The following is a 13,237-nucleotide window of genomic DNA, read 5'->3' on the forward strand; positions in this document are numbered from 1 at the left end:
CGTGATGTTGAGCGGCACATGGCCGATCAGTGGCACGCCGGCTTCGCGGCTTGCCTCGGCGATCCGGCGCAACGCATCCCACCCGACCCAGTTGTGGACTTTGAGAAAGTCGACGCCGTGCGCCAGCGTCTCGGCCAACTGGTCTTCGAGCGCCGAACCCGGGGTGAGGAAGCGTAGCCCGCTTCGACTTCCATCGAAGAGCTGTCCGCTCTGGAAGAGGCGAGGCAGCGCGGGCTCAGTGGTCATCCAGGCGCGGATGTCCCGAAGCGCCGCCAACGAGTTGCCGGTATCGCGGGCCCGCGTAACGCCATGGGCAAGCAGAGCTCGCAAGATCCATCGGGCGCGGACCGGCTCGTTCAGATGCACGTGCAGGTCTGAGAGGCCTGGGGTCAGCGTGAGACCGCGGGCATCGAGATGCTGCGCGCCAGCCCGTTCGGGGGCCGCCCCGCGACCCACGGCCGTAATCCGGTCTCCTTCGATCACGACCCAGCCATTGCGCCACGCCGGGGCCCCACTCCCGTCGATCACGGTGGCATTGCTGATGATCAGTGGGCCCTGCTGCGCAGCAAGTTGGGTGCAGAACCCAAGGAGCAACGTCAGGAGGATTGCCGCCGATCGGTAGCCCCAACCATGAGCTGCGCGGATCGAACAGTCGGCCGGTGATGTTATCATTAACGTAGTTTAGTTATAGTGAAGCCCGGACGTCCAGTCCATGCCAAACAGGAGACCACGATGGTCCGATCCGTTCCCATCTTCGCGCTGGCTTCGATCGTGGCCGCACCGGTCGCCGCTCAGACGCGGGCCATCGAATGGATCCAGACCCGCTTCGTCGAGCAGGGTGAACCGGTTCGTCTCGAGGTTGTGATCTACCGACCAGCGGGGCCGGGTCCGTTTCCGACGTTGGTTTTCAATCATGGATCAACCGGCAACGGTCGCGACACCACGCTCTTCCGGAACACCAGCGAGTACCCCTCGCTCGCCAACTACTTCAATCCGCGAGGTTGGATGGTGGTGGTGCCCCAGCGCCGGGGGCGGGGCCGCTCGGGCGGGCGCTACGGCGAAGGCGTTCGCTACGACGGCACGGGATACACCTGTGACGTGGGTCCGACGCTGGCGGGGTTCGAACGCGCCTTGGACGATCTCGATGAAGTGGTTCGCCACCTGGTGACCCGGCCTGACGTCGACACCACCCGGCTGCTGATCGGCGGACAGTCTCGGGGCGGCATTCTTTCCGTGGGCTATGCGGGAACGCGACCGGGGCGCTTCCACGGTGTGATCAACTTCGTCGGCGGCTGGATGAGCGATCGATGCCCCGAGATCGAGGCGATCAACACGGCGACGTTCCGGCGGGGCGCGACTTCAGGCGTGCCGGTCCTGTGGCTCTATGGCGAGCAGGACCCCTACTACAGTCTCCCGCACAGCCGTCGCAACTTCGATGCGTTTGTCGCAGCCGGCGGCATTGGTACCTGGCGGGAGTTCGCTCCCCGGCCCGAGACCAACGGCCATCAGATCCTCCGGACGCCGGAGCTCTGGGAGGCTGACGTGACTGCGTTGCTGGCCGATCTCGAGAAACGTCAACGGCGGAAGTGAGGCAGAAGCGCTCACCAAGGAGCTTCCCAGGCCGGAGCATTCCGAGCCGGCGGCCTGGTATGCAGCCTCGCCCCATCGAGTAACTCGACCCATACAACCTCCTTGCCGGGGTTCTGATTGCCGGTGCGCTCAGCTGCCTGGCTGCTTCTGCTCCAAGCCGGTAAAGTCATCGCCCGGCAACCAGAAGAAGATCTCGTTGCCGTCTTCGTCCCGGAGCCGAAGCGTCGGTCTCCCCCATTCGACCCGGTCGGTCTGGATCCCGTGGGCAATGAAGTGCTGGCGCACTGGCTCGCCCTGGTCGTCCTCGAGCCCGACGAAGACGCGCCCGTGGCCTGCTCGTGCGCGAGTTTGATCGCCCGTCTGATTGAGGATGAGTTCGAAGCCGAGCAGGCTCACCTGGAAGACGCCATCGTTGGAATCCCAGTCCAACGAAAAGCCCAGGCGCTCCGTATAGTATCGGCGCGATCGATCGGCGTCCGTAACGAAGAACACTGCCCTGGCGTACAAGTCAGCCATCGGCGCCTCCGCCCGTTCAGGTCGAGGTCTGAGAGCATCCACAATCTACGCCTTGGCATTCGGTTGGAGCAATCGATCTGCTTGAACGTTTACATTTTGCTGACACCCACACGTCACCAGCACTCTCAACGCGGTCTCACCGGACCGCGGTCATCGTGATTACCCGGGTCAGCGATCGCTGGCGCCTTTCAAGTAAGGAGATGGGGACAATGATGCGTCGAACCCTTCAGACGTTCGGATGGTTGCTTCTTGCGCTGGGCTCGAGCGCTCAGCTTGGCGCACAGGGACGCTTCGATCTCGAAAAAACCAAGACGATCGTCTCCGGTCTGGTCCAGAAGACGCTTGCGGAGAACGGGATTCCGTCGATGTCGATTGCGCTCGTCCGGGGCGACTCCATCGTCTGGGCTGCCGCGTTCGGCTACGCCAACGTCCGGACCAAGACACTCGCGACACCCGAGACGTACTACAGCACCGGGTCGTCGTTCAAGTCCGCCACGGCCACCGCGATCATGCAGCTTGTGGATCAAGGCAAGATCCGTCTCGACGATCCGATCAACCGCTATCTCGGCGATCATCGGGTCATGGATCGGATCCAAAGCGAAAAGCAGGTGACGTTTACTCACATCCTCTCGCACTGGTCCGGTCTTCGGGCCGGTGCGGAGACCAAGCCGATCTGGGGTCGGACCCTGCCGAAGACGCTCGAGGCGATGACCTCATCGCTCTATTCGATCCGGGCTCCGGAAGCCCGTTACGAGTACAACAACTTTGCCTACGGGATGGCTGGCCTCCTGGTCGAGAAGATCTCAGGCGTCGAGTACGAGAAGTACATCGTCGAGAACATCCTCAAGCCGATCGGCGTCACGACGCCGCACCCGGTGTACCCTTCGCCTGAGATGGTCGAGACCATGGCGCTGCCGTATAACGCGGGTGGCTCTCACGGTACGCCGCGTCCGGAGGTTCAGGTGCATTTCGACGTCTATCCGGCCGGCGACATCTATCTCACCGCCTCCGACATGGCCCGATTTCTCGGCGCGCACATCAACGGCGGCGTCTTCAACGGCAAGCGGATCCTGTCGGCCGAGTCGATCAAGGCAATGCATGAGCCGCGCTTCGGCAGCAACTATGGCTTTGGGTTTACGGTCACCAAGGACAGCGCAACCGGCAACACGCTGATTAACCATGGCGGAGCAATTCCCGGCCAACGCGCCTTCATGATCGGCGACGTCGATGCCAAGGTTGGCCTGTACTATATGACCAACTCGGACTTCCTCCCGGACAGCCCGACGCGCTACTCCGAGCTGGTCGAGGCGGCGTTGCGGTTGCTGCGCGGCCAGGACCCGCTGCCGCGAGCCGAGAAGAAGGAAATTGCGGTCGACGACCGGACCCTCAACCGCTACGTCGGTACGTACGAGCTGGAGAATGGAACGATCACGATCAGCCGGGTCGGCAGGGCGCTCGTCTTCCAGCAAGGCGAGAGCCTCGCTCGGCACGAGCTGCTCGCCGAGACGCCGACCCGGTTTTTCCGGCGCAACAGCAACGCCGTCGTCACCTTCGAAGGCGACGGCGGCGCAGTCGATCGCCTCGTCCTGGAGACCGGTAACCAGCGGCGTACGGCGATTCGGCGCAGGTAGCCCCGGTCGCCCCTCGTCAGATCCAGATCTGTCCGAGGACCCGCTGAAAGTTTGCGCCCAGAATGCCGAGGATCTGACCGTTCGTGTAGCCACGGCGGATCAGACCCTCGGTGACGTCGAACATCCGCTTCGGGTGGGCGATCTCGTCGATGTCGAGTTTCTCGCGAAATCGGTAGCTCGAGTCGTAGCTTGCCTTGGTCGCAGCCTGCTCAGCTGGCGAGAGGTCGTCATAGCCGTCGAGGTCGATGTCGCTGCCGATACCGACATGCTCCACCCCGATCATCCTGGCGATGTAGTCGATGTGGTCGAGGAAGTGCTCGATCGTCGTCGGCTCGCGGTCGGTCACGAAGTTGCGAACACCGGTCACGCCGAAAACGCTGCCGGCCTTGCCCACTGCGCGGATCACCTCGTCCGGTTTGCAGCGCGGGTGCCCCGCCGCAAGGTTCCGCACGTTCGAGTGGGTAACCAGGACAGGCTTGGTGGACACCTCGAACGCATCGAGCGTTGTCCGGTCGCCGCAGTGGGAGGTGTCGATGGCCATGCCGACCTTGTTCATCCGGGCGACGAGCTGGACCCCGAGCTCGCTGAGCCCAGGATCTCCACGGTCGGTCGCGCCGCTGCCGAACCAGGTGAGCGTGTTGTAGGTGAGCTGTGAGACCCTTTGCCCGTAACCGTAGAACTCGTCGACCGTCGCCAGCAGATCGCGGGGATCGAGACCCGGCTTGATGAAATGGTCCGAGTTCTGCGCGCCGAGCAGGATGCCGGTCTTGCCGGTTGCCTTGACGCGAGCGAGGTCGCCGGCGCTGTCGATCCGCAGAAACAGGTCCTCCCGCCCCGCAATCAAGGCGTTGTGACTCAGGAAGTACTTGAGCGCGTCGAGATACGCGTCCGGACCGCCCCAGCCTACGGCGGTATGGAAGACCGAGATGCCCGACGCCCGATACCGGGCGGCAACCTCGGCTGAAAGGGATTCTGGCTGCCTGGCCCACGCCGCCCAGGTCGATCGCCGGATGGTGAGCGGACTCAGCATGTCGATCACCAGGGCCTGTCGCATCAGGTCGAGGCAACGGACGGAGTAGCTCTGCCCTCCGAATCGGGTGAACCTGCCCCGGAGAATCCAAGGCCCAGCGGTTGAGGCGCCAACCGCACAGAGAAACGCGCGCCTGGTGGTCATCGAGCCCTCCCACGTCGTGGTCCTGCTGGTGCAACCATGCGTAGCGCGAGCGTTGCGTAGAGACCAGCAACGCGTTCGACCTGAGGCTTGCCGCGCAGTGTGAACCAGGCCGGGGTGAACTCGCCGAGCGCAATGATTCCCATAGCGGTGACCATTCGGTCCTCGATGTGGAACTCCCCCGTCGCGAGACCGCGCTCCAGGATGGCGTCGAGTCGTCCGCGGAACCGTTGTCGCAGCGCGGTAATTCTTGCCTGCTGGCTCCGCGAGAGGGCCGCGTACATCGTGCTCGTCCCGAGGAACATCGCGTTGTAGACCCGCGCCCCGGCCACACCCTCGAGCTGAAATCGGGTATGCTCCCGCACGAATGCCGTCAGCTCCTCGGTGGCCGTTGCCGCGGTGAGGCTCTCGATTCGGCTCACGATCCGAGCCAGGTTCGATTCGATCACCTCGAAAAGGAGATCCTGTTTCGAGTCATAGTAGTAGTAGAGGGCAGGGGCGGTCATTCCGATGCTGGCCGCCACGTCCTGCATCGTGGCGGCTTCATAGCCGCGCTCGGCAAAGAGCGCGACCGCCGCATCGAGAATCCGGGCCACGACGGTTTCGCGCGGCGGGCGGCGAAGGGTAACGGCGCGGGGCATGGGCTCGCTTGACAGGGAGTAATGTTGAACCTTCATTCAATGATAAGTGAATGACTATTCAACGGCAATTCGCGAGACTTACATGCGCCTTCGTTCGCTGGCGGCCCTTGGCCTGACATTGCTCTTCGGGTCCGGTACCACGTTTGCCCAGGGGGCAGGGCGGGAGCGGGCGCCGTTTGCCGGGTTCGATCAGTATGCTGCGTCCACGATGCGGACGTGGCAGGTGCCGGGGATGGCGGTCGCCGTCGTGCGGGGAGACTCGATCGTGTTGGCGAAGGGATACGGCGTCCGCACGCTTGGCGGGACCGATTCGGTCGGGGTCAGGACGCTCTTTGCCATCGGCTCGACCACCAAGGCCATGACCGGAGCCGCGCTGGCGATGCTGGCGGATGACGGCGTGCTCCGATTCGGGCAGCGGGTGACAGACTACCTGCCTGAGTTTCGGGTCGCCGATCCCTGGGTCACCCGCGAGCTCACCGTAGCCGACCTGCTGCTCCATCGCAGCGGTGTCGCGCGGGCCGACGGATTGTTCTACGGCACGACGCGGTCGCGAGACGAACTGGTCCGAGCCCTCGGGAACGTGCCGATGGCTCGAAGTTTCCGAAGCGAGTTCGAGTACCATAACCTGATGTACGTTGTGGCGGGCGAGGTCATCGCGAGGGTCTCCGGCACGTCCTACGATGACTTCCTGCGTCGCAGGCTGCTCGACCCGTTAGGCATGCGGGAGGCCACCCTGTCTGTCCGAGACCTCGTGGGTCGCCCGGATGTGGCCACGCCACACGCCGTCGTCGAGGGCGCCGTGCGGCCGGTACCGTGGCGAAACCTGGACGCGCCGGCCGCGTCCGGCGGGCTCAACGCCAATGTGATCGAGATGGCCTCATGGCTGCGGCTCTGGGTCAAAGGTGGCGTGGTGAATGGCCGCCGCCTTCTCAGCGAGGCCCGGGTGGCTGAGGCGTCCAGCCCGCACATCCTGATTCAGGACCCCGCCTTCGTGGCCCGGCTGATGGCGCAGGAATACCTCGGGTACGGCTACGGATGGTTCGTGACGATGCATCGTGGCCGGCGCTGGGTCACCCACGGGGGGCACATCGACGGAATGGCGGCGCTCGTGAGTTTCATGCCATCCGAGCGTCTCGGTGTCGTCATCCTGACGAACATGAATCAGGTGGACATCGGGGTGCCCCTGACCCGCTATCTGCTCGATCAGGCGCTCGGCCAGGCACCTCACGACTATTCCGCCGAGTACCGCGCTGCGGAGCTGGCATTCGAAGCCGGGTCGCGGAGCAATCCCGGTGTCTCCCGCGTCGAGGGCACTCGGCCCAGCCTGCCGGAGTCGGCCTACGCCGGCACCTATCGCAATCCGATCTTCGGCAGCATCGTCATTGCCGCCAGTCAGGCGGGTGGACTGACCCTCCAGGCAGAACAGGGGCCAACCATTCGCGGCCCACTCGAGCACTGGCAGTTCAACACGTTCACTGCGAAGCTGGAGGACATCATCTTCGGCCGGCCGCGCGTCAATTTTCAGCTCGGCGCCGATGGCAGGCCTCGATCGTTGACCTTCTCTCTGGTCGGCGACAGCGAGTGGATCCGGCAATGAGCCGCGATCGGGCAGGCATGATCCGGCCTGCCCGCCGCGTCACGCGCCGAAGACGAGCTCGACCAGGAGGTAGCCCAGCGTCGACAGCAGCCCGACGAACAGGATGTTGAGGGCCAGCCCCGCTCGCGCCATCTGCGGTATGGTGAGCTGGCCGCTGCCGTAGACCACCGCGTTCGGCGGCGTCGCAATCGGCAGCATGAAGGCGCAGCTGGCGGCCACCGCCACCGGCACCATCAGCACGAGCGGATTCAGGCCCATCCCGGTCGCCATCGAGGCGGCAATCGGCAGAAACGCGGCCGCGGTGGCCGTATTGCTGGCCAGCTCGGTCAGGATGATGATCGCGAGGCTCAGCAAGGCAACGACGACGGGGGCGGGCAGCGCGTCGAGACCGGACAGCGCCTGCCCGATCCACTCGGCCAGGCCGCTCCGGCTGATGGCCGCTGCCAGCGAGAGCCCGCCTCCGAAGAGCAGCAGCACGTGCCACGGCAGCCGCCGGGCCCAGTCCCAGTCAAGCGCGAAGACGCCGCGCCGGGCGTCGACCGGAATCACGAACAGCAGCACTGCCGCGGTAATGGCAATGCCGGCGTCCGACAGACCCGGAATCCAGGCCGATAGCAGCGGTCGAGTGATCCAGGCAATCGCGGTGACCCCAAAGACGCAGGCGACGATCAGCTCGCCCCGGGTCAGCGGGCCCATGGCCCGGAGATCCGCTTCGATCGGCTCGCGACCATCCAGCAGGGCGCCGTCGGCGTGGACGGGGTAGAGCCATCGAGTCAGCAGCAGCCAGGCGAGCGGCAGGCCGACCACGACCAGCGGTACCCCCAGCATCATCCAGGCGCCGAAGCCGACCTCGATGCCGTAGCGCTCTGCTGCGAAGCCGGCGAGGAGCGCGTTCGGCGGACTGCCGATCAAGGTGCCGAGCCCGCCGATGCTGCAGGCATAGGCAATGCCCAGCAAGAGCGCCACGCCGAAGTTCGAACTCGCCGGGGGAGCGCCGTCGAGCGCGGTGTCGCCCTGGACCCGCTGGATTACCGAGAGCCCGATCGGCAGCATCATCACGGCGGTGGCGGTGTTGCTGACCCACATGCTGAGAATGGCGGCGGCCGCCATGAAGCCGGCAATCAGCGGACCGGGCCGAGTGCCGGTTTGCCGAATCACGAGCAGGGCCAGCCGCCGGTGGAGCTGCCAGCGCTGCATGGCCTGAGCAATCAGGAAGCCGCCCAGGAAGAGGAACACGATCGGGTTGGCATACGGCGCGGCCGCGCCTTCGAGGTCTGCAACGCCGAGTGCGGGCAGCAGCACCAGTGGCAGGAGGGCCGTAGCCGGGATGGGAATGGCCTCGGTGACCCACCAGAGCACCATGAACGCGGCTACCGCCGCGACTCGCCAGGCCTCGGGGCTCAGCCCCGCGGGTTCGGGCAGGGCCAGGATCGCGACAAAGGCGGCGGGGCCGAGTGCCAGCCGTATCCAGGTCCAGCGTGGCCCGCCGCCGGTCACTGCGGGGCTGCGCGTCCCTTCCATTCACCACCTCGAGTCAGCAGTCGGTGCGGCCGGGTGCACGCCGCGAGGTCCCATGCCGCGAACCGGCGTACCAAGGTTGGCCCCGGGGCGCCGTAAGTCAACGTAAACAGACCACTTGTGGCGAAACGGCGCTGAGACAATACTCCGGCATGCGCAGCCCGAGAGACCTCGCCGAGGAACAGGCTCGGCTGATTGCCGTTTCGTTGATCCTGATCGCCACGGTGGCGGTCGGGGCGGGGCTTGCCTATATGCGACCGGCCCTGGTGCCGTTCGTGCTCGCGGTCTTCGTCTACTACCTCGTCTCCCCTCTGGCCGACCTCCTCGAGACCAAGGCGCGGTTTCCCCGCTGGGCCTCGACCGTTACCACGCTCCTGGTGGTGGCGGGGCTGATTGCCCTCATGGCGGTCCTCGTGACGACCTCGGTGCGCGGCCTCCTCAATTCGGCCGATCTGTACCAGGAGCGGCTGCTACGCATCACCCGGCAGGTCACCGAGCTTCTCGACCGTCGGGGGCTCGAAGTCGGCCAGGACGCTTTGCTCGAATCCATTCAGGCGTTTCCGATTTCCCAGGTCGTGCCGGCCGCTGCGGGAACTGCGCTGACGGTGGTGAGCAACGGCTTTCTCGTGATGATCTTCGTGATCTTCCTGCTGCTGGGCCGGCAGCCGGGACGGTTCCGGTCGCAGGTGTTTCGGGAAATCGACGCCGGAATTCGCCGGTTTCTGGGCATCAAGCTCGCGATCTCCGCGGCGACCGGTGTACTCGTCGGCGCGATCCTGGCGCTGCTGGGCCTCGAGCTCGCCCTGGTATTCGGGGTGCTCACCTTCCTGCTCAATTTCATTCCCTCGGTGGGGTCGATCGTGGCGGTGCTGTTGCCGCTTCCGGTCGCGCTGGTGCAGTTCGAGAGCTATTGGCCGGTGGTCGGTGTCTTCGTGCTGCCGGCCATCGTGCAGCTCGTAATCGGCAGCGGGATCGATCCCAAGCTGACCGGTCGCGGCCTCGATTTGAGCCCGGTGACGGTGCTGATTGCTCTGGTGTTCTGGGGTCTGATCTGGGGTGTGGTCGGGATGCTGCTCGCTGCGCCGATGACGGGCATTCTTCGGATCGTGCTGGCCCAGTTTGCCACGACTCGTCCGATGGGCGAGATCCTGGCTGGGCGGTTTCCTCAGGGCACCACGGGTACCTGGCCGGTGCCTGGGCAGGCAACGGCAGCCGAGAAAGAGCCCGCCTAACGCCGCCTGCGGGCGCGGTGGGGGTACCTCAGGGTGCGACTGTGAGCGGCATCGCGACCTCGAGCTCTCCCGCAGCGAGCTCGGCGGTGACTACGATCGTGGTCGTACCCGGGGCCACGGCCCGAACCAGCGCACCGGCAATATCGATCGAGACGACGGCAGGATCGAGCGAGCGCCATTCCGTGGGCCGGAACCCGATGGCACCACCGCAGGTGCGGATCGTGGCATCCATCGGAAACGTCATGCCGACTCGAAACGGCAGCGCCGGTGGTGTCGCCAGCTTCAACTGGAGTTCAGCGGTGCAGACGGCGACCATGCGCACCGAGTCGGCCAGCTCCCCGTACGTCGTGGTCGCCGAGGCGATGATGTACGCCTCGCCCGGGCCAACGGCCGAGACGGTGCCCCCGGCGTCGACCCGAAAGGCCGTGGTGTCGGTCGATCGGAGCGACACAGGCACTGGGGCGGCGATCGGGTTGCCGTTGCGGTCGAGCGTAGCAACCGTCAGCGGCCCTGATTGCGGTACGGTGTAGTGGTTGGAGCCCCCTGATAAGGACAGGCTGATCGTAAAGCCTGGGTCGATCCCGACGATGCGCACCGAGTCGGCCAAGGTCCGTCCCTCGATCTCGACGCTGGCAACGATGAAGCCGCTGCCCGAGTCCGCGACGGTAACCAGGCCCGCCCCGTCGACGGTCAGCGCCTCGGGTCGGGTCGAGCGAAAGGCGACTCGGCCGGCGACGTCTACCGCCAGGCCACTCTGGCGCGCCGCGGTCACCTCGAGCGCGACCGTGCGGCCCATCAGCAGGTGATCAGGCCCGGCGAGGTTGATCCGCAGTGAGGCTGGATCGACTGCGGCTGGCGGCTCCTGCGGAAGCGGGTCGCCTCCGCAGCCGATCAGTGCGGCGGTAAGGAAGACAAGGGGTCGGCGCATGGTCCAACATAGCCCCGACCGAGGTTTCGGGCTGTGAGGCAGCGCACAACTCGGTGCGCTGCCCCTGGCTCGGGACCCTCGTGGCCCGCCGGCTAGCGCAGGACTCGTTCGAACAGGATGCCGCGCGCCCGCCCGTTGCCGGCCTCGAAGCCGGTCACGTTGCCTTGCGCATCGCGGCGGAAGGCCACACTGCTCACCGGCATCGTCCCGGAGAAATTGTCGCCGCTGGTGTGCGTCAGCGCAGCTGGCCCGAAGCGGCGATGCCGAATGACGAGCTGGTCCTTCTCCACGCTCAGGTCGTAGTAGGTTTCCAGCTCTTCGCTGAAGTAGCGACCTGCGAAGCTGGCAAGGTCCACCTTCTGCTCTTCGACGCGCTTGCCCGGGTGTTCGCCACTCTGGTGGAAGGTGATGCCCTCGACCGCTCCGTCCGCGGCGGTGTTGAAGGTGATCGAGGCCGGCGCGCCAACCACTTCGAACGAGGTCGTCGAGGTGGGCCGGAGCGGCAGCGGCGGCTGACCGGGAACCTGGAGGCGGAGCTGACCGCCCTGCTGCTCGACGGTCAGCTGCATATCGCCGAGCGTGGTCATCTGATACTTGCCCGCGTAGCGCCGCAAGGTCGCGGGTGGAACCGTGACGCTTGAGCCTGCAGTCGCGGTCGGGCGAGGTGCCGCCGTCATGTGCTGACCGAAGTATGCATCCGCCACGACGCCGGCCAGGCCGCCCGGCACGCCCTGATAGTTGCTGAACACGACATACCCGGCGTCGAGGTCAGGGAAGTACACGAACGTCGAGCTGTGGGCGATGTCGTTGCCGCCGTGCTGCCAGCGTTTCACACCGCGGGTCGAGTCGATGAAGATGCCGTAGCCGTAGTTCGTGGCCGCGCCGCTGTTGAGCACGAACGACGTCGTCATCTCCTTGATGACGGCCGGCCCGCCCAGGGCGCCGGTCTTGAAGTTGTGCATCCACTTCGCCATGTCTCCCGGCGTCGTATAGATGCCGCCCGCGCCCGCGGAGCCATGGAGATCGCGCACCTCGCGGAAGCCGTAGGAGCCTGCCTGGTAGCCCACCGTTCGGTTCGGAATGATCTGGCCCGGACTCGCGCGAACCCAGGTCTTCGTCATGCCCAGCGGCAGGAATACCTCGTCACGCATCCACTCGGCGAAGGGGCGGCCGGTGACGCGCTCCACCACGATCGTGGCCAGGCTGAAGGCGGAGTTGTTGTAGTTGAACTCCGCGCCGGGAGCGTTCTGCAGCGTCGGCTGCCGGTTGAGCACCTTGATGACTTCATCCGGCGCGATGTAGTCACCCTCCATCACCTGACGCCCTTCGATGAGCAGCAGATTGATGAACTCGCGGTACCCGGTGGTGTGGGTCAGCAAGTGTCGCAGGGTGATCGTCGTGCCGAAATCCTTGAGCTCGGGAATGTGCTTCCGAACGTCGTCGTCCATGGAGAGCTTGCCTTGTGACGCCAGCACGGCAAGCGCAAAGCCCGTGAACTGCTTCGAGGTGGAGCCGATGTTGGTCGGCGTCTCGGCCGTGAACGGCAGGCTGTTGGTCAGGTCCGCAGCGCCATATCCCTTGACGAACGTCAGCTTGCCGCTCTGAATCACGCCGACCACAGCGCCCGGGGTGTCCTTGTACAATTGCGCGGCGGCCTGGTCGACCTTGCCTGCCGGCGTCGTTGCCGCTGCCTCGGAACGAGTCAGCTGGACCCGCACGGCGCCGCTGGTGCCGGCCGTCGCGGGCGCAATCGCGATGATATACCGGCCCGCGACACTGTCCGTCGCGAAGGCAAACGCCTCAGGGCCGCCGCGTCCAACCCGGGCTCCTCGAAACACCTGGTTGCCCGTCGGGCCCCTGACCGTCACCGTGGCGTCCACCCCGTCCTGATCGATTCGACCGGCAACGAAGTGCCGTGCCGGCAGGTCGAGCTCGTATCGGACGGTATCGTTGGCCGCGAGCGTCGCAGGCACGGGCTTGCCGACCTGAAGCCGCGTGGCTTGCTGAGCGTTAACTCCGTTCGCGCCCAGGAGAACGAGCACGACACTACCAGTGATGCAGGCTTTCATGATGATTCCTCGGGAGACGGCGCCCCAGGCGGTGGGGAGGTTGCCATGGTTTGTATACAATTTGAGGTGCAAACTGCAACAGCGCAACCGGGGGCAGTCTGACACGCCCGTTGCCGGCTTACTCGCCCTGTCTCGTGGTCCGACGCCAGTCTCTGAAAAAGAAGACCCCCAGGAGCCTGGGTGACCCCGGCGCATTCGTACCAGGCAGACGTTGTTCGTGTACCTCGATCTGCTGTTGGGATCAACTTCATCGACGGGTAAGGGCAATCGTCTCATACTTCATAGGCGCTGCGAACGCACCGACTGGTCGAGGTCGTCCGGATCGGCGTTCGTGTGTTGAGCAG

11 protein-coding genes are annotated in these 13,237 nt (G+C 65.5%); 4 read left to right on the plus strand and 7 right to left on the minus strand.

The window, feature by feature from the left end:
• Positions 1 to 672 (minus strand): hypothetical protein (locus tag KF785_13225; protein ID MBX3147721.1); only part of this gene is annotated, 672 nt, incomplete at its 3' end.
• A gap of 60 nt (positions 673 to 732) precedes the next feature.
• Here KF785_13225 and KF785_13230 point away from each other — a divergent pair.
• Complete coding sequence (locus tag KF785_13230; GenBank protein MBX3147722.1) at positions 733 to 1,590, plus strand: alpha/beta hydrolase; 858 nt, start codon at positions 733 to 735, stop codon at positions 1,588 to 1,590.
• Between the two features lie 129 nt (positions 1,591 to 1,719).
• Here KF785_13230 and KF785_13235 read toward each other — a convergent pair whose 3' ends face one another.
• Positions 1,720 to 2,106, minus strand: coding sequence for a VOC family protein (locus KF785_13235; protein ID MBX3147723.1), 387 nt, complete (start codon positions 2,104 to 2,106; stop codon positions 1,720 to 1,722).
• Between the two features lie 209 nt (positions 2,107 to 2,315).
• Here KF785_13235 and KF785_13240 point away from each other — a divergent pair, with 209 nt between their 5' ends.
• Positions 2,316 to 3,737: a serine hydrolase gene (locus tag KF785_13240; protein ID MBX3147724.1), complete on the plus strand. Its 1,422-nt coding sequence runs from the start codon at positions 2,316 to 2,318 to the stop codon at positions 3,735 to 3,737.
• A gap of 16 nt (positions 3,738 to 3,753) precedes the next feature.
• On the opposite strand, the gene KF785_13245 is transcribed toward KF785_13240, so the two are convergent.
• Both KF785_13245 and KF785_13250 read right to left on the minus strand, forming a co-directional pair.
• The gene (locus tag KF785_13245) at positions 3,754 to 4,911 is read right to left on the minus strand and encodes a membrane dipeptidase (GenBank protein MBX3147725.1); all 1,158 of its coding nucleotides are present in this window, start codon (positions 4,909 to 4,911) and stop codon (positions 3,754 to 3,756) included.
• Positions 4,908 to 5,549 carry a TetR family transcriptional regulator gene (locus KF785_13250; GenBank protein ID MBX3147726.1) on the minus strand — a complete coding sequence of 214 codons (642 nt, stop codon included), beginning with the start codon at positions 5,547 to 5,549 and terminating at the stop codon, positions 4,908 to 4,910. The genes KF785_13245 and KF785_13250 overlap by 4 nt, the downstream gene beginning before the upstream one ends.
• An 82-nt stretch (positions 5,550 to 5,631) precedes the next feature.
• Here KF785_13250 and KF785_13255 point away from each other — a divergent pair, with 82 nt between their 5' ends.
• The gene (locus KF785_13255; protein MBX3147727.1) at positions 5,632 to 7,146 is read left to right on the plus strand and encodes a serine hydrolase; all 1,515 of its coding nucleotides are present in this window, start codon (positions 5,632 to 5,634) and stop codon (positions 7,144 to 7,146) included.
• A gap of 39 nt (positions 7,147 to 7,185) precedes the next feature.
• Here KF785_13255 and KF785_13260 read toward each other — a convergent pair whose 3' ends face one another.
• A complete protein-coding gene (locus KF785_13260; protein ID MBX3147728.1) occupies positions 7,186 to 8,667 on the minus strand; it encodes a DASS family sodium-coupled anion symporter in 1,482 nt (493 codons plus the stop codon).
• A 149-nt stretch (positions 8,668 to 8,816) separates the two neighbouring features.
• Here KF785_13260 and KF785_13265 point away from each other — a divergent pair, with 149 nt between their 5' ends.
• Positions 8,817 to 9,896 carry an AI-2E family transporter gene (locus KF785_13265; protein MBX3147729.1) on the plus strand — a complete coding sequence of 360 codons (1,080 nt, stop codon included), beginning with the start codon at positions 8,817 to 8,819 and terminating at the stop codon, positions 9,894 to 9,896.
• A gap of 28 nt (positions 9,897 to 9,924) precedes the next feature.
• Here KF785_13265 and KF785_13270 read toward each other — a convergent pair whose 3' ends face one another.
• Both KF785_13270 and KF785_13275 read right to left on the minus strand, forming a co-directional pair.
• Entirely contained in the window at positions 9,925 to 10,824 is a 900-nt protein-coding gene (locus KF785_13270; GenBank protein ID MBX3147730.1) for an Ig-like domain-containing protein, read from the minus strand.
• A gap of 92 nt (positions 10,825 to 10,916) precedes the next feature.
• Entirely contained in the window at positions 10,917 to 12,893 is a 1,977-nt protein-coding gene (locus KF785_13275; protein ID MBX3147731.1) for a serine hydrolase, read from the minus strand.
• Between the last annotated feature and the right edge of the window lie 344 nt (positions 12,894 to 13,237).

The sequence above is a fragment of the Gemmatimonadales bacterium genome (assembly GCA_019637315.1).
Classification (GTDB): Bacteria; Gemmatimonadota; Gemmatimonadetes; order Gemmatimonadales; family GWC2-71-9; genus SHZU01.

Excerpts from the sequence above, each read along its gene's own strand:
- KF785_13230 (MBX3147722.1), top strand. The coding sequence starts at position 733 with ATGGTCCGATCCGTTCCCATCTTCGCGCTGGCTTCGATCGTGGCCGCA.
- KF785_13235 (MBX3147723.1), bottom strand. The coding sequence starts at position 2,106 with ATGGCTGACTTGTACGCCAGGGCAGTGTTCTTCGTTACGGACGCCGAT.
- KF785_13240 (MBX3147724.1), top strand. The coding sequence starts at position 2,316 with ATGATGCGTCGAACCCTTCAGACGTTCGGATGGTTGCTTCTTGCGCTG.
- KF785_13245 (MBX3147725.1), bottom strand. The coding sequence starts at position 4,911 with ATGACCACCAGGCGCGCGTTTCTCTGTGCGGTTGGCGCCTCAACCGCT.
- KF785_13250 (MBX3147726.1), bottom strand. The coding sequence starts at position 5,549 with ATGCCCCGCGCCGTTACCCTTCGCCGCCCGCCGCGCGAAACCGTCGTG.
- KF785_13255 (MBX3147727.1), top strand. The coding sequence starts at position 5,632 with ATGCGCCTTCGTTCGCTGGCGGCCCTTGGCCTGACATTGCTCTTCGGG.
- KF785_13260 (MBX3147728.1), bottom strand. The coding sequence starts at position 8,667 with ATGGAAGGGACGCGCAGCCCCGCAGTGACCGGCGGCGGGCCACGCTGG.
- KF785_13265 (MBX3147729.1), top strand. The coding sequence starts at position 8,817 with ATGCGCAGCCCGAGAGACCTCGCCGAGGAACAGGCTCGGCTGATTGCC.
- KF785_13270 (MBX3147730.1), bottom strand. The coding sequence starts at position 10,824 with ATGCGCCGACCCCTTGTCTTCCTTACCGCCGCACTGATCGGCTGCGGA.
- KF785_13275 (MBX3147731.1), bottom strand. The coding sequence starts at position 12,893 with ATGAAAGCCTGCATCACTGGTAGTGTCGTGCTCGTTCTCCTGGGCGCG.